This is a genomic window from Pseudomonas sp. Ma2-10 (assembly GCF_054330215.1).
The window spans coordinates 140,325-153,821 of the sequence record NZ_JBTEYL010000009.1 but is presented as its reverse complement, the minus strand read 5'-3'; the positions used below and the strand labels follow the sequence as shown (position 1 = coordinate 153,821).

The following is a 13,497-nucleotide window of genomic DNA, read 5'->3' as shown; positions in this document are numbered from 1 at the left end:
AAGAATCGTCAGCCCTGGTCGCCGCCACCGACCGGCATGATCATGCCGGTGATATAGGACGCTTCGTCGCTGGCCAGAAACAGAATAGCGCTTGTCTGTTCATCCAGCGTGCCATAGCGCTTCATCAAACTGCTGTCGAGCGTCTGGTCGACAATCTGCTGATACCAGACCTTCTCTTGCTCGCTCTGATCGGCGCTGTTGCGCGCAATGACCCGCGGCGGCGCTTCGGTGCCACCGGGCGCGGTGGCATTGACCCGAATCCCGCGCCCGGCGGTTTCAAAGGCCAGGCAAGCGGTCAGCGCGTTGACCCCGCCCTTTGCCGCACCGTACGGCACGCGATTGACACTGCGCGTGGCGATGGACGAAACGTTGACGATGGCGCCACTCCCCTGTTCAAGCATAAATGGCAGCGCGGCATGACAGCACCACAGTGTCGGGAACAGTGAACGGCGCACTTCAGCCTCGATCTGCGATGCTTCGTAATGCTCAAAAGGCTTGGTCCAGATCGTCCCGCCAACATTATTGACCAGCACATCCAGACGCCCGAAACGTTCGACGGCGGTTTGCATGACGCGGCTGCATTCGCTGTATTGCTCAAGATCGGCGGTCAGCGCGAGCACCTCGTTGTCCTGCCCCAATTGCTGCTGAACCTCGAACACCCACTCGGAGCGATCGACCAGAATCAACCGCGCACCTTCCGCCGCCATGCGCTCGGCAACACGCCGACCGATGCCTTGGGCCGCGCCGGTGATCAGCGCGACTTTTTCGTGGAATCTATTCATGTCTCTCTCCCACAACAGCACGGTTCAGGCCGCACTGGCGGCAAATTTCTCGTAGTAAAAATTTGTCGGCGCGATGCCTTTTTCACGGATGAACTGGCTGACCGCCTCGACCATCGGCGGCGGGCCGCACAGGTAGACATCGACGTCGCCTTCGTTCAAATGCTGCGGCTCGATGTGTTGAGTCACGTAGCCCTTGAGCGGGTGCTGACTGTCCGGGTTGGCGACGCAGGCACTGAAACTGAAATTCGGGATTCGCGCGGCGAAGGCTTCGAGTCGATCGAGTTCCACCAGATCGAAATCGTTGGTCACGCCGTAGATCAAATGCAGCGGATGCTCACTGCCCTGTTCGGCGATTTTTTCCAGCATCGCCGTGAACGGTGCCAGCCCCGTACCGCCGGCCAGCAGCAACAACGGACGGCGAATGTCGCGCAGGTAGAAACTGCCCAACGGCCCAGCCAGGCTCATGCTGTCGCCGGCCTTGGCCATGCCGGTGAGGAAGCTGCTCATCAAGCCACCGGGCACGTTGCGGATCAGGAAGCTGACTTCGCCGTCGCGCTGCAACGAGCTGAACGAATAGGCGCGGGTCTGCTCGCTGCCGGGAATCCCCAGGTTCACGTATTGCCCCGGCAGGAACGCCAGTTTGCTCAGGGCTTCGCCCTTGATCGACAGCGCGATGGTGCTGTCGGACAACTGGCGCACGGTGCTGATGGTGGCGTCATAGCTGGCCTGATGGGTGCGGCACACCTCAGATGAGGTCGGCACGCGCACCACGCAATCGCTCTGGGCGCGCATCTGGCAGGTCAGGACAAAACCTTGCTCGGCCTCTTCAACGCTGAGCGCATCTTCGATGTACTCCTCGCCCAAATCATAACGGCCGGCCTCGGCGAAGCATTTGCAAGTACCGCAAGCGCCGTCGCGGCAATCCAGTGGAATGTTGATGCCTTGGCGATACGCAGCATCGGCCACGGTTTCTCCGGCGTTGGCGTCGATGAACCGGGTGACGCCGTCTTCGAAATTGAATGCAATGGAATGAGTCATGACCGCTGCCTCACAAGTGGTAGACATCGATGACCTGGCGAACGTAGTCGTTCTTCAGGATCACTTTCTTGGCCTTGATCAGCGGGTTTTCACCGCGCACATCGAGGGTGTAGAAACTGTTGCCGAAATAGCTGTCGACGGTTTTGTAGCGAAAGCTCAGGGTGTGCCAGTTGAAGCGCACGTTGCACAGCCCGTCGGCCTGTTCGAGCAACTCAATGTTGCTGATGTTGTGCGAGGTGCGGGTGTCCGGAATGCTCGCGCTGGAGCGTTCGGTCTTGATCCGGAAAACGCGGTCTTCCAGACCGGTGCGGTTGCCGTACCAGATCAGCGAAATTTCCCGCTGCGGGTCTTCGGTCAACTCGTCGTTGTCGTCCCAGGACGGCATCCAGAACGTCGCGTCCGGGGCATACAACTCCAGCCATTCGTCCCATTGACGGTCATCGAGGTAGCGCGCTTCGCGGAACAGAAAATCGCGTACGACGTCATAGGTGATGGTCATTGCACGGCCTCCACAGGAATCAGGTCGGACTGCTCGGCGGCCAAAGCCTTGAGCATGGTCTGCTGCCAATACCTGTGTTGCAGCACGAACAGGCCTTCGTCTTCGGTGCGCACACCGCTGAGCAGCGGATGCAGATCGATTTCTTTGGCCGCCTCATCGGCACCTTCGATCCAGTGTTCGGCGCCACGGGACATGTCGTTCCAGGCAGTCACGCTGCCCTGATAACTGGTCTGGCAGGAGCGAAACTCTTCCAGGTCGTCCGGGGTGGCCATGCCGCTGACGTTGAAGAAGTCCTCGTACTGACGAATCCGGCTCGAACGGGCCTGGTCGCTTTCGCCTTTGGGGGCGATGCAGTAAATGGTGATTTCCGTGCGGTCGACCGAGATCGGCCGGGCGATGCGGATCTGCGAGCTGAACTGGTCCATCAGGTACACGTTCGGGTACAGGCACAGGTTGCGCGAGTTCTCGATCATCCAGTCGGCGCGCGCTTTACCGAAGTCCTGAGCCAGTTCATCGCGACGCTCGTAAAGCGGACGATCTTCAGGGTTGGCCCAACGGGTCCAGAGCAACATGTGGCCCTTGTCGAAGGAATAGAAACCTCCGCCCTGCTTGGCCCAGCTGCCAGCACTCATGGTCGGGTTGCAATCGCCGGCCTCGCGCTGCTTGCGCTGGTTCTGGGTGGCGGCGTAGTTCCAGTGCACAGAGCTGACGTGATAGCCGTCGGCGCCGTTTTCGGCGGTGAGTTTCCAGTTGCCTTCGTAGATGTAGCTGGAGGAACCGCGCAACACCTCCAGGCCATCGACGGACTGGTCGACGATCATGTCGATGATCTTTGCCGACTCGCCCAGGTGTTCAACCAACGGCACGACATCAGCCTTGAGGCTGCCAAACAGGAAGCCGCGATAAGACTCGAAACGCGCAACTTTGGTCAGGTCGTGGGAGCCTTCGCAGTTGAAGCTCGCCGGGTAGCCCGCTTCGGCCGGATCCTTGACCTTGAGCAACTTGCCGGAGTTGTTGAAGGTCCAGCCATGAAATGGGCAGGTGTACGAACTTTTGTTGCCGGACTTGTGCCGGCACAGTGTCGCCCCACGATGGCTGCAGGCGTTGAGGAACGCATTGAGCTCACCGTCCTTGTTGCGCGCGATGAAGATCGACTGGCGCCCCATGCTGGTGGTGTAGAAGTCGTTTTTGTTGGGGATCTGGCTTTCGTGGGCCAGGTACAGCCAGTTCCCTTCGAAGATGTGCTGCATCTCGAGATCGAACAGCCGCGGGTCGGTGAACATCTCGCGCTTACAGCGATAGATGCCCTGTTCTTTGTCATCTTCGAGCAGGGAGTGAAGGTATTCGGGTCGCAGGGACATGGCCGCCGCCTCCATTGTTTTTATTCAGGCAGGGCCATGCTAGGACGGGGGGAAGTGACGGACTATCCGCTGGGTGCAGACCTTTATCCGTTTAGTGCAGCAGCAGATGCGCACGTACACGTAGCAGCTGTCGAGCTTGCGAGGCTGCTACAGGTGCTTTGCGATGTTTCAGTGGCGACGCTTGAGGGTGTCGGACGGCAACTCGCCAAACTGTTTACGGTAGCTGTCGGAGAACCGGCCCAGGTGCAGGAAGCCGTAATCCATCGCCACCTCCGTAACGTTGCGCACGTTGCAGGTCGGGTCGTTCAGGCAGGCGTTGATGCGCTCAAGGCGTTTTTGCCGGATGTAGTTTTTCGGCGTGGTGCCGGCGTTGCGTTCGAACAATCCGTACAACGAGCGCAGACTCATCCGCGCCTGGCGTGCCAGTTCTTCGCTGTCGATGTCTTGTTTGAGGTGGCCTGCGATGTAGTCGGCAATCACCTCGAACGTGGCCGTCTGTGAGCCGAGACTGACCCGGCTGACGTTGGTCTTCATCAGGCTGAGCATCTTGCTGACAATGATTTGCGCGTAGTGTTCCTGCACCTTGGGAATCTGCTCGGTGGCCTCGGCTTCCTGGCAAATCATCGCCAGCAGACCGACAAAGCCTTCCAGCTCATCGAGCTGATAACGGTTTTCCAGAAACCGCACACCCTGCCCCGGATACCGCCAGCGCTGCTCATCGCATACGGATTCGAGTAACGGAGTGGGGACTTTGAGGATAAATTTTTCGCAATCGTCGGAATAAGTCAGGTCCACCGGATCGTCGGGATTGATCAGCAGCAATTCGCCGGGCGCGAAGTAGTGTTCCTGGCCATGACCGCGCCACAGGCAGTTGCCGCGCAGCAGCACTTGCAGGTGATAGATGCTTTCCAGCGCACCGGAAGTGACCCTTACGCTGCCGCCATAGCTGATGCGGCACAGGTCGAGGCTGGCAAACTTGCGGTGACTGAGACTGGCCAGCGGTCGCCCGGCCCGGGGCATCAGAATGCAATGGTTACCGACATGCTGATTGACGTACCCCGACACCGCGTAAGGGTCGGCGTGGTCGAATACGGTGCTGCGCTGACTCAACAGTTGCGCTTGCATCATCGGGTCATTCTCATTGTTGTTATAGGTTGCGTCGGGCCGGTCCAGAAACGCCGAAGACCACGAGACGGTTGGTAATCTCGTGGTCCGGTTCCGTTGTTCGAGGATATCAGTCCTCGAGTGCGCGGACCCGCTCGTGGCGTTGCTGCTCGTCGGGTTGTGCGGAGGCCTGCAAGGTGAAATCGAAGTCGATTTCGGCGAAACGACCGCTGACACCATACGCCGCTGCGCGCTGTGGATCATCGCTGAAGGTGATCTTGGCAATCAGCTCGTCACGGGTGGCGTAGGCAAAATCATCGTGCAGGTACTGATCACCATCGAGGTTGATCTGGGTGGTCAGATGACGGTGATCCGGCGCAGAGATGAAGAAGTGAATGTGCGCCGGCCGTTGACCATGACGGCCCAGTTGATCGAGCAGTTGCTGGGTCGGACCGTCCGGCGGGCAGCCATAGCCCGACGGCACGATACTGCGCAAGCGATAACGACCTTCGGCATCGGTGACGATACGACGACGCAGGTTGAACTCCGACTGGGTGGAATCAAAGTAGGAGTAAGTGCCGCCGGTGTTGGCGTGCCAGACATCCACCACCGCGCCGGCCAACGGTTCGCCGGCGGTGTTCTTGACCTGGCCTTGCATGAACAGCACCACACCCGGATCGACGCCGTCATCCAGTCGCGCTTCGCCTTCCGACAGCGGCGCACCCGCCACGTACAGCGGGCCTTCGATGGTCCGCGGTGTGCCGCCAGCCTTGCCGGCCTGTTCATCTTCAGCGTCCATCAACAGATCCAGGTAATGTTCCAGGCCGAGCCCGGCCACCGCCAACCCGGCCTCTTGACGCGCACCCAGCACGTTGAGGTAGTTGACGGCTTTCCAGAATTCTTCCGGCGTCACCGCCAGGTCCTCGATGATGTTCACCGAGTCACGCAGAATGCGGTAGACCAGGGCCTTGACCCGTGGGTCGCCGGCGTCGTTGAGCAGACCGCTGGCCTCTTCGAGAAACTTCTGGACACTGGCAGTGTGGGAAATCTTGACGTTCATTTGGGTGGGTCCTCATCTTGTAATTATTAGCGTAGCGAACTGAACAGGCTGGGTTCAGCGGTCATCCTCGCGGATGGAAGAAGGATGCCGGCATATCGCGTCGATCTCGATAGCCATGTACGGAAACAGCGGCAATTGCATGAGCAGGTCGTGCAGTTCCTGCACACTGTCGACGTCGAAAACGCTGTAATTGGCATAGTGCCCGGCGATGCGCCACAGGTGACGCCACTTGCCTTGCTCTTGCAGGCGCTGGGCCAGGGCTTTTTCGTCAGCCTTCAATTTGGCGGCTGCTTGCGGATTCATATCGACCGGCAGGTTCACGGTCATTTTTACGTGGAACAGCATAATGCTCTCCTCAGGCTTGATGAATGGCAGTTGACGTTTTGTCACGACGGAAGAACGCCAGACGTTCTTCATCGAGGTTCAGCCCCAGCCCCGGCGTTTTCGGCACGTGCAACTCAAAATCGCGATAGTCCAGCGGCTCGCTGAGAATGTCTTCAGTCAGCAGCAACGGGCCGAACAGCTCGGTGTCCCACGCCAGTTTGTTCAGCGTGACAAAAGCATGGGCCGAGGCCAGGGTGCCGATGCCACCTTCGAGCATGGTGCCGCCATACAGGCCGATACCGGCGGCTTCGGCGATGGCTGCGGTTCGCAGCACGGCACGCGGGCCGCCATTCTTGGCGATCTTCAGGGCGAACACCGAGGCTGCGCCTTCACGGGCCAGGTTGAAGGCGTCTTCCACGCATTCGATGGATTCGTCAGCCATGATCGGCGCAGGGCTCATGGCGTTAAGGCGCGCCATGCCGGCGCGGTTATTGCGCGAGATCGGCTGTTCGATCAGGTCGATGCCGTGGGTGCCCAGGATCCGGCAGGCGCGCAGTGCGACCGCTTCATCCCAGGCCTGATTGACATCGACCCGCACGCTGGCGCGGTCGCCCAGGGCGTTCTTGATTGCAATAACGTGAGCCAGGTCGCGGTTGACTTCGCCGGCACCAATTTTCAGTTTGAAAATCCGGTGGCGGCGCAGATCGAGCATTTTTTCCGCTTCGGCGATGTCGTTGTCGGTGTCGCCACTGGCCAGGGTCCACGCCACTGGCAGGGCATCGCGAACGCGGCCGCCCAGCAACTCGCTGACCGGCAGCCCAAGGCGTTTGCCCTGAGCGTCGAGCAAGGCGGTTTCGATACCTGATTTAGCGAAGGTGTTGCCGCGAATGCTGCGCTCCAGGCACAACATCGCGGCATTCACATTGGCGCTGTCCTGGCCCAGCAACAGCGGCGCGAAGTGTTTGTCGATGTTGGTCTTGATGCTGTCAGGACTTTCGTTGCCATAGGCCAGGCCACCGATGGTGGTCGACTCACCAATGCCTTCGATGCCATCGGCGCAGCGCACGCGAATGATCACCAGGGTCTGGTTCTGCAGGGTGTGCATCGCCAGCTTGTGCGGGCGGATGGTCGGCAGATCGACGATGATCGTCTCGATCGATTCAATGGCTGTTGCACGCATGTCGATACCTGTCAGGTTCTTAAAGTTCTGGAACCGATTCTGGTACGGCTTTTTTCGGGAAGCCAATATAGAATTGGTCTGACTTGATACCTTTAAGGTATGTAACCGACGTGCATCTGGAGGCCCCATGGAACTGCGTCACCTGCGGTATTTTCAGGTATTGGCTCAAACCCTCAATTTCACCCGTGCCGCCGAACGGCTGCACATCGCCCAGCCACCCCTGAGCCGGCAGATGCAGCAACTGGAGGATGAACTCGGGGTGTTGTTGCTGGAACGCGGGCGACCGCTGAAGCTGACCGATGCGGGGCGGTTTTTCCATGAGCACTCCACCGCCCTGCTCGAGCAACTGAACAAGGTGTGCGACAACACGCGACGGATCGGTCTGGGCGAAAAAACCTGGCTGGGCATCGGTTTTGCCCCGTCGACGCTTTACGGCGTGCTGCCGGAACTGATTCGCCGTTTGCGCAGCGGCGAGCCCCTGGAGCTTGAACTGGGGCTCTCGGAAATGACCACGTTGCAGCAAGTGCAGGCGCTCAAGGCCGGGCGCATCGATATCGGTTTCGGGCGAATCCGCATCGACGACCCGGCGATCACCCAGACTGTTTTGACCGAAGATCGACTGGTCGCCGCCCTCCCCGCCGGGCACCCATTACTGGCCGGGCCAATCAGCCTTCGCGAACTGGCGAAAGAACCTTTTGTGCTGTACCCCGGCAACCCTCGCCCGAGCTACGCCGACCATGTGATCGCGTTATTCGAATCCTATGGCGTGAGCATCCACGTGGCGCAATGGACCAACGAGCTGCAAACAGCTATCGGTCTGGTGGGAGCGGGAATCGGCGTCACCCTGGTGCCGGCCTCGGTGCAATTGCTGCACCGCGACGACATTGGTTTCACGCCACTGCTGGAAGATAACGCCACCTCGCCGATTATTCTCAGCCGACGCGTGGGCGACGTATCGCCGGGGTTGAATCATTGCTTGCAGATGATTGACGAACTGCAGCCACGGGCCTGACCCGAGTGCCTGCTACATAGATCCACTTCAACCGGCAAACGCCCGACGACCGGCGCGCATCTCGATGCGCAACTCGCCAATCAGATTGGAGATATCGCGAACGCTGGTCAGCCGCTCGGGTGATACTCCGGTAATCAACAGATCAATTCGCCCGGTGGCGGGTTCGTAGACCTTGATCCGTAACGTTCCGTCCGGATTCTCCGCGCAGGCACAGGAAAGCGGTTGAAAACCGGACTCAACGATGCGGCAAAGCTCAGGAACTGAAACCATGACTGGCGCCTCCGTGGCAGTTAATCGGATCCAACTTGCTCAGCATAGATGCGCTTTTCCAATCCTGCGCCCGCCAATGCTCAGAATAAGTGTTAACTGTTTCTCACTTTGGCGACATGTCAGTGAGCGTCCCCACCCCAAATCCGATTCCAGAGCCCCGGTAATTTAACCGGTTGAAAACTGTCGCGAACGGTACGCGCCATGGCGGCCCGTTGCAGCGCTGCGGTGTCGTCGTAAAACGGCTTCTGTGCGGTTTTCACACCGGTCGCCTGCGCGCTGTCGAGAAGGATTTGCAGGTATTCGCGAGTATGCCGCGCGGTGTAGCGATTGAGGTCGTGGAAGGTCACCACCACCGGAATCACCCCGTCCACCACCGGTAACTCGCCGAGGGCGATGCGCTCGCGCACTTCGGACATTGTGCGCACGAAGTGGGACCGCCGCCGGGGACTGGCGTTGAAGCCCCAGATCTTGCCGTCATTGGCACTCAGGTCGGTCAACAGCACGTGCATGCCGTGTTGCTGATAGGCCGCGAAAGTGCGCTTGTCGTAGTTCCAGAATGGCGGGCGCACCAGGGTCGGTAGCGCCCCGGTAATCGCGGCAATATCAGCGCTGCCGCTGGTGAGGGACTGTTCCAATTCTTGCGGGTCCAGGGAGCGATGATTCGAGTGCCCGGACGTGGCCGTGTGGAAGCCCAGGATCTGACCTTCGGCCTGTTCGCGGTGCATGACTTGGCGTCCTATTTCACTGCCGCCCGCCCGTGAGGCACGGGTCTGCACGAAGAACACCGCTTTGAGGTTCGGTTGCACCGGGTTAGTGGCCAAACTGTCGAGCACCGTCATCGTCGGATTCCAGAAACTCGAAGCGCTGGGACCGTCGTCGAAGGTCAGCAGAAAACGGATCGGCGGTTGCGCGCTCAGACGCTGCTCGGTCTGCGGCGTCATTTCGATAGGAGAAGCGATGCACCCAACCAGGCCGGTGGCGATGATGAGTGCAGAGAGAACCTTGAACCGCTGTTTCATGTTTTGCCTTGGGCCGCACTGTTATGGTCCGGCACGTCAAAGGGCAAAAATCTTCGCCCGTTCATCTTTCGTCAGCCCGCAGGTCGCTGCAGGCCGAGCGAGGTTGGATAAGGGTACACAGTGTTTGGTTCCAGTGCTGCCCGGCGAGCCCCTGTGCTGGGTTACCTCAAGGCCATGGATAGTGCGGGGCTTTTTGTAGGTGCCGCACGGTCAAGGCTTCAACGGACGTTCCTGGTCGCGATCTGACAGCTCTTTACCGTCGTCGGGGTGCTTCCAGTCCGGCGTCGAGCGCCTCTGTCGCTCAATCTCTTCTTCCGTGGGTTCGTCATCCACATCTTCATCCGGGTACGGACGCTTCGGATCATTAGCCATGCTCACCTCTCTTCCTGTAGGGGTCCCCTTTAAGCGTAGAACAATTTCGACGGGAACGACTTAGCGCCACCAACGCAGCAAAAAGAAAAACCCCATGCTCAACAACATGCTGAGCAAGGTATTGCGGGTGTAAAGCACCAGCCCCACGGCCACCAGCGAACTGATCAGGTAAGGGTTATCCCACTGCAGATTCAGTTGCTTGTCCGGCATGAACACGATCGGCCCACAGATCGCCGTCAGCATGCCAGGCACCGCAAAACCCAGGAACTGGCGCGCATTACTGCTCAAACGCACGGGCAGCCGCGGCTCCAGAAACACATAGCGGTTGAGGAACACCAATAGCCCCATGCCTAAAATTACCGTCCAGACCATCATGTGCGTTCACCGTAGAATTTGTTGCAGATAAAGCCAGCGGTCATGCCCGCCAACCCCGACAGCACCAGCGCCGAGCCCCATTGCCAGTAGCTGAACAGTACCGAGCAGAACAGCGACACCGCCACGCACACTACGGTCGGCACGTTCCGCACCACCGGGGTGATCAGGGCGATAAAGGTCGCCGCGATCGAGAAGTCCAACCCCAGATGTTCCAGCCCCGGAATGCTGCTGCCCAGCACGATGCCGGCCAGGGTGAAGAGGTTCCAGGCGATGTAAAACGTCAGGCCGACACCCAACGCGTACCAGCGGTTGAACTGTTGTTTGTCGTGCGCACTGGTCAGGGCGAACAGCTCGTCGGTGAGCAAAAACCCGAGCCCCACACGCCAGCGGCCCGGCAACGGTGAAATCACCGAACGCATGCTCATCCCGTACAGCAAATGTTGGGAGGTCAGCAGCAATGTGGTCAGCAGAATCGAAAAAATCCCGGCACCGCCCTTGAGCATGCCGATCGCCACCAATTGCGCGGCACCGGCGAATACGATGCTCGACAAACCCTGGCCTTGCAGGGGCGTGAGATTGGCCTCGATGGCCATGGAGCCAGCCAGCAGCCCCCACGGCGCGGTGGCCAGGGACAACGGCATGATCGCTGCAGCGCCGCGAAGAAAGGCACTGCGCGGCATGAGTGAATTGGACATAACGCTCTTCAACCAGGGAAAGACCTCAGACTGTGCCAGCAGTTGTGGCCGCTGACTTGAACAATCTTGCGAACTTGTGCCGTGCACTTGTTCCATTCATCGACTGCGCGCTTGATTCACTACAGTAATCGCACACAGGTCGGCCCTGCCTGTTGCCTCCTCATGCCCGCAACGCTGAACCGTAAACAATCGATAGAGCGCCAGCAACCAGCCCGAGTACCATGGAACGATTCGCATAACGCGTCAGGGAGTCGACATGCTTTACCGAGTCGCCGCCGACGGGCTAGTCCTGTTCCACCTGTTGTTCATTCTGTTCGTGCTGTTCGGCGGGCTGCTGGTGCTCAAATGGCGCCCCTTGATCTGGTGGCACCTGCCTGCGGCTGCGTGGGGCGTGTCGGTGGAAGTCTTCCACCTGACCTGCCCGCTGACGCAGTGGGAAAACCTCATGCGCAACGCGGCCGGGCAAACCGGTTATGGCGGCGGTTTCATCGAGCAGTACGTGTGGCCGGTCATTTACCCGGCGGGCCTGACACCGGCGATTCAGCTGGGACTGGGCAGCGTGCTGCTGGCGATCAATGTACTGGTCTACCTTCGGTTGATCAGGCTATGGAAGTTACGTCGGGCAACCTGAACCCGATTCGAGGATTCAGACCATTGGCCGATCCGCGTGAGCCGAATATCGTGTATGCCGGCTGGCGTGGCGATCATGACGGCCGCGCCTTGGGCTGGTGACTGAAAAAGCTCAAGCAATCGTACCTGTCCACCCAACGGGTTCAGGGCAGTGACCCGTTTGTTTGAATTCAGTTGGCAATGACGCTCATGTTCCGGCCGCTGGCCTTGGCCACGTAGAGCGCCTTGTCCGCGGCCCCCACCAGGTCGTTGGGCTGGGCTTGTGACGCCGGATTGTAAGCGGCGACCCCCAGGCTGACCGTCACCGTGCCTCCCGCCCCCTCACTGTGTTGGATGCCGGCCTGCTGAACCGCTCGGCGGACTTTTTCCGCCACCAGAAACGCTCCCACGTAGTCGGTCCCGGGCAGTACCACCGCAAACTCTTCGCCGCCATAGCGGGCAGCCAGGTCGCCGGGGCGCTGGATGTTGTCCCTGATGATCGTGCTGATGTTGCGTAAACACTCATCGCCGGCCACATGGCCGTAAAGATCATTGAAGCTCTTGAAGTGATCGACATCGATCATCAGCAGCGCGAGGTGGGTCTGGTTACGCCGGGCGCGGCCCATTTCGGCGAGGATGAACAGATCGAACTGACGCCGGTTGGACAGCCCGGTCAATGCATCCTCCAGCGCCAGCAACTCAAGGCTGCGATTGACCTCGATGAGTTTTTCTTGCGCATCGAGCAATGCGTTCTGCACATGATTCTGCTGTTTCATGAGGCGAATGAGGCGATAACCGAGGACACCCAGAAACACCAGGAACAACGAGACGATGCTGGCACTCAACAGTACCTCCTTACGCCAGGGTGCCAGGACTTCATCTTTATTCAGCGCCGCAAAGATGATCAGCGGATAACCGTCGACCCTGCGAAAACCGACCACACGCTCGACGCCATCCACATAGGAGGTGACCGTTGCCGTGCCCGAACTGCCCTTGGGCAACAGCTGCGTGAACAGCGCCCCCTTGGCGACGCTGATGCCGATTTCAGTTTCTTTGAACGGCCGGCGAACGACGATGGTGGCGTCGGCGGCGATCAGATTGATTACGCCGTTACGGCCGATGTCGATGCTGTCGTAGAGCGCAAGGAAGTGGCTGAGATAGATGCTTGCCAGCGCCACGCCGGCAAAGCTGCCATCCGGGTGATTGATCCGACGGGAAACCGTCATGACCCATTCACCGCTCGAACGGCTCTTGATCGAAGGGCCAATGTGAGGCCTTCGATCGGGATGATCACGATGGAAAATGAAATATTCGCGGTCGGCATTATTGGCATTGGGCAGGACGGCGCCGTTGGAATTGGCAACCCAGCGCCCATCTTCATCATAGACAAACAAGCCATGGATCTGACTCAGTTCACCGCGCTGGGCACTGAGCAAACGCTCCAGCCGGGGTGCCCGGGCCTGGTCGAAACCGTCGTTTTCGAGGCGGTCCACCAAGGTAAACAGCAGCGTATCAGCCTGCTTGATCGACGCCTGCGCTTGCGAGGCCAAGGTCTGGGCAAGGTTGGACATCGCCACTTCTTTGTCGTGCAGATGGAGCTGGCGCGAGTTCCAGGTTTCCCAAATCACGATAGCCGTCATGGACAGACACACCGCGACCAGCAGAATCACCGCAGAGCGAACCTTGAGAGGTACCCCGGCTTGCTCGGCGACCCTGGGCACGCCATGGCGGGATTGTTCAATTCGATCGTTAACGGACGGATGACCCATGACGCTCCTTGAATCCTGACCACGGGGC

General features: G+C 59.5%; 16 protein-coding genes and 1 pseudogene. 3 read left to right on the top strand and 14 right to left on the bottom strand.

Features of this window, described 5'->3' with window-relative positions; genetic code table 11:
• Window positions 1-8 precede the first annotated feature (8 nt).
• The 8 genes from ACXPVS_RS13860 to ACXPVS_RS13825 all read right to left on the bottom strand — a co-directional run bounded on the left by ACXPVS_RS13860 (window position 9) and on the right by ACXPVS_RS13825 (window position 7,348).
• The gene (locus ACXPVS_RS13860; protein ID WP_458510436.1) at window positions 9-782 is read right to left on the bottom strand and encodes a 1,6-dihydroxycyclohexa-2,4-diene-1-carboxylate dehydrogenase; all 774 of its coding nucleotides are present in this window, start codon (window positions 780-782) and stop codon (window positions 9-11) included.
• A 24-nt stretch (window positions 783-806) separates the two neighbouring features.
• Window positions 807-1,820: a benzoate 1,2-dioxygenase electron transfer component BenC gene (benC, locus tag ACXPVS_RS13855; RefSeq protein ID WP_458510435.1), complete on the bottom strand. Its 1,014-nt coding sequence runs from the start codon at window positions 1,818-1,820 to the stop codon at window positions 807-809.
• A gap of 10 nt (window positions 1,821-1,830) precedes the next feature.
• Complete coding sequence (benB, locus tag ACXPVS_RS13850) at window positions 1,831-2,319, bottom strand: benzoate 1,2-dioxygenase small subunit (RefSeq protein WP_458510434.1); 489 nt, start codon at window positions 2,317-2,319, stop codon at window positions 1,831-1,833.
• Complete coding sequence (benA, locus tag ACXPVS_RS13845) at window positions 2,316-3,680, bottom strand: benzoate 1,2-dioxygenase large subunit (protein ID WP_458510433.1); 1,365 nt, start codon at window positions 3,678-3,680, stop codon at window positions 2,316-2,318. The genes benB and benA overlap by 4 nt, the downstream gene beginning before the upstream one ends.
• Window positions 3,681-3,848: 168 nt before the next feature.
• Entirely contained in the window at window positions 3,849-4,808 is a 960-nt protein-coding gene (locus ACXPVS_RS13840) for an AraC family transcriptional regulator (RefSeq protein ID WP_458510432.1), read from the bottom strand.
• 106 nt (window positions 4,809-4,914) lie between these two features.
• Complete coding sequence (gene catA / locus ACXPVS_RS13835; RefSeq protein WP_458510431.1) at window positions 4,915-5,844, bottom strand: catechol 1,2-dioxygenase; 930 nt, start codon at window positions 5,842-5,844, stop codon at window positions 4,915-4,917.
• A gap of 54 nt (window positions 5,845-5,898) precedes the next feature.
• Window positions 5,899-6,189 (bottom strand): muconolactone Delta-isomerase, encoded by a 291-nt coding sequence (gene catC / locus ACXPVS_RS13830; protein WP_458510430.1) that lies wholly within the window; start codon window positions 6,187-6,189, stop codon window positions 5,899-5,901.
• Window positions 6,190-6,199: 10 nt separating this feature from the next.
• A complete protein-coding gene (locus ACXPVS_RS13825) occupies window positions 6,200-7,348 on the bottom strand; it encodes a muconate cycloisomerase family protein (RefSeq protein ID WP_458510429.1) in 1,149 nt (382 codons plus the stop codon).
• A 127-nt stretch (window positions 7,349-7,475) separates the two neighbouring features.
• Between ACXPVS_RS13825 and ACXPVS_RS13820 the strand changes: the two genes are divergently transcribed.
• Window positions 7,476-8,360, top strand: a complete 885-nt coding sequence (locus tag ACXPVS_RS13820; protein ID WP_458510428.1) for a LysR family transcriptional regulator — start codon at window positions 7,476-7,478, stop codon at window positions 8,358-8,360.
• Window positions 8,361-8,387: 27 nt separating this feature from the next.
• On the opposite strand, the gene ACXPVS_RS13815 is transcribed toward ACXPVS_RS13820, so the two are convergent.
• From ACXPVS_RS13815 to ACXPVS_RS13795, 5 genes are all read right to left on the bottom strand, one after another.
• Complete coding sequence (locus ACXPVS_RS13815) at window positions 8,388-8,630, bottom strand: DUF1652 domain-containing protein (protein ID WP_458510427.1); 243 nt, start codon at window positions 8,628-8,630, stop codon at window positions 8,388-8,390.
• 119 nt (window positions 8,631-8,749) lie between these two features.
• Complete coding sequence (locus tag ACXPVS_RS13810) at window positions 8,750-9,649, bottom strand: polysaccharide deacetylase family protein (RefSeq protein ID WP_458510426.1); 900 nt, start codon at window positions 9,647-9,649, stop codon at window positions 8,750-8,752.
• A 210-nt stretch (window positions 9,650-9,859) separates the two neighbouring features.
• Entirely contained in the window at window positions 9,860-10,021 is a 162-nt protein-coding gene (locus ACXPVS_RS13805) for a hypothetical protein (protein WP_008157331.1), read from the bottom strand.
• A 60-nt stretch (window positions 10,022-10,081) separates the two neighbouring features.
• Window positions 10,082-10,393, bottom strand: coding sequence for an AzlD domain-containing protein (locus tag ACXPVS_RS13800; protein ID WP_458510475.1), 312 nt, complete (start codon window positions 10,391-10,393; stop codon window positions 10,082-10,084).
• Entirely contained in the window at window positions 10,393-11,091 is a 699-nt protein-coding gene (locus ACXPVS_RS13795; protein ID WP_458510425.1) for an AzlC family ABC transporter permease, read from the bottom strand. Before ACXPVS_RS13795 ends, ACXPVS_RS13800 begins: the two co-directional genes overlap by 1 nt.
• 256 nt (window positions 11,092-11,347) lie before the next feature.
• Between ACXPVS_RS13795 and ACXPVS_RS13790 the strand changes: the two genes are divergently transcribed.
• Both ACXPVS_RS13790 and ACXPVS_RS13785 read left to right on the top strand, forming a co-directional pair.
• On the top strand, window positions 11,348-11,722 hold the full coding sequence (locus tag ACXPVS_RS13790) for a DUF2784 domain-containing protein (protein ID WP_458510424.1): 375 nt from the start codon (window positions 11,348-11,350) through the stop codon (window positions 11,720-11,722).
• 17 nt (window positions 11,723-11,739) lie between these two features.
• Window positions 11,740-11,889 (top strand): annotated as a pseudogene (locus tag ACXPVS_RS13785) (LysR family transcriptional regulator); the annotation flags it as partial.
• 2 nt (window positions 11,890-11,891) lie between these two features.
• Here the strand turns inward: ACXPVS_RS13785 and ACXPVS_RS13780 are convergent.
• On the bottom strand, window positions 11,892-13,469 hold the full coding sequence (locus ACXPVS_RS13780) for a sensor domain-containing diguanylate cyclase (protein ID WP_458510423.1): 1,578 nt from the start codon (window positions 13,467-13,469) through the stop codon (window positions 11,892-11,894).
• Between the last annotated feature and the right edge of the window lie 28 nt (window positions 13,470-13,497).

Coding starts and splice junctions, on each gene's coding strand:
- ACXPVS_RS13860 (WP_458510436.1), bottom strand. CDS start 782: ATGAATAGATTCCACGAAAAAGTCGCGCTGATCACCGGCGCGGCCCAA.
- ACXPVS_RS13795 (WP_458510425.1), bottom strand. CDS start 11,091: ATGTCCAATTCACTCATGCCGCGCAGTGCCTTTCTTCGCGGCGCTGCA.
- ACXPVS_RS13825 (WP_458510429.1), bottom strand. CDS start 7,348: ATGCGTGCAACAGCCATTGAATCGATCGAGACGATCATCGTCGATCTG.
- benC (WP_458510435.1), bottom strand. CDS start 1,820: ATGACTCATTCCATTGCATTCAATTTCGAAGACGGCGTCACCCGGTTC.
- benA (WP_458510433.1), bottom strand. CDS start 3,680: ATGTCCCTGCGACCCGAATACCTTCACTCCCTGCTCGAAGATGACAAA.
- ACXPVS_RS13820 (WP_458510428.1), top strand. CDS start 7,476: ATGGAACTGCGTCACCTGCGGTATTTTCAGGTATTGGCTCAAACCCTC.
- ACXPVS_RS13840 (WP_458510432.1), bottom strand. CDS start 4,808: ATGATGCAAGCGCAACTGTTGAGTCAGCGCAGCACCGTATTCGACCAC.
- ACXPVS_RS13815 (WP_458510427.1), bottom strand. CDS start 8,630: ATGGTTTCAGTTCCTGAGCTTTGCCGCATCGTTGAGTCCGGTTTTCAA.
- ACXPVS_RS13800 (WP_458510475.1), bottom strand. CDS start 10,393: ATGGTCTGGACGGTAATTTTAGGCATGGGGCTATTGGTGTTCCTCAAC.
- catC (WP_458510430.1), bottom strand. CDS start 6,189: ATGCTGTTCCACGTAAAAATGACCGTGAACCTGCCGGTCGATATGAAT.
- catA (WP_458510431.1), bottom strand. CDS start 5,844: ATGAACGTCAAGATTTCCCACACTGCCAGTGTCCAGAAGTTTCTCGAA.
- benB (WP_458510434.1), bottom strand. CDS start 2,319: ATGACCATCACCTATGACGTCGTACGCGATTTTCTGTTCCGCGAAGCG.
- ACXPVS_RS13790 (WP_458510424.1), top strand. CDS start 11,348: ATGCTTTACCGAGTCGCCGCCGACGGGCTAGTCCTGTTCCACCTGTTG.
- ACXPVS_RS13780 (WP_458510423.1), bottom strand. CDS start 13,469: ATGGGTCATCCGTCCGTTAACGATCGAATTGAACAATCCCGCCATGGC.
- ACXPVS_RS13805 (WP_008157331.1), bottom strand. CDS start 10,021: ATGGCTAATGATCCGAAGCGTCCGTACCCGGATGAAGATGTGGATGAC.
- ACXPVS_RS13810 (WP_458510426.1), bottom strand. CDS start 9,649: ATGAAACAGCGGTTCAAGGTTCTCTCTGCACTCATCATCGCCACCGGC.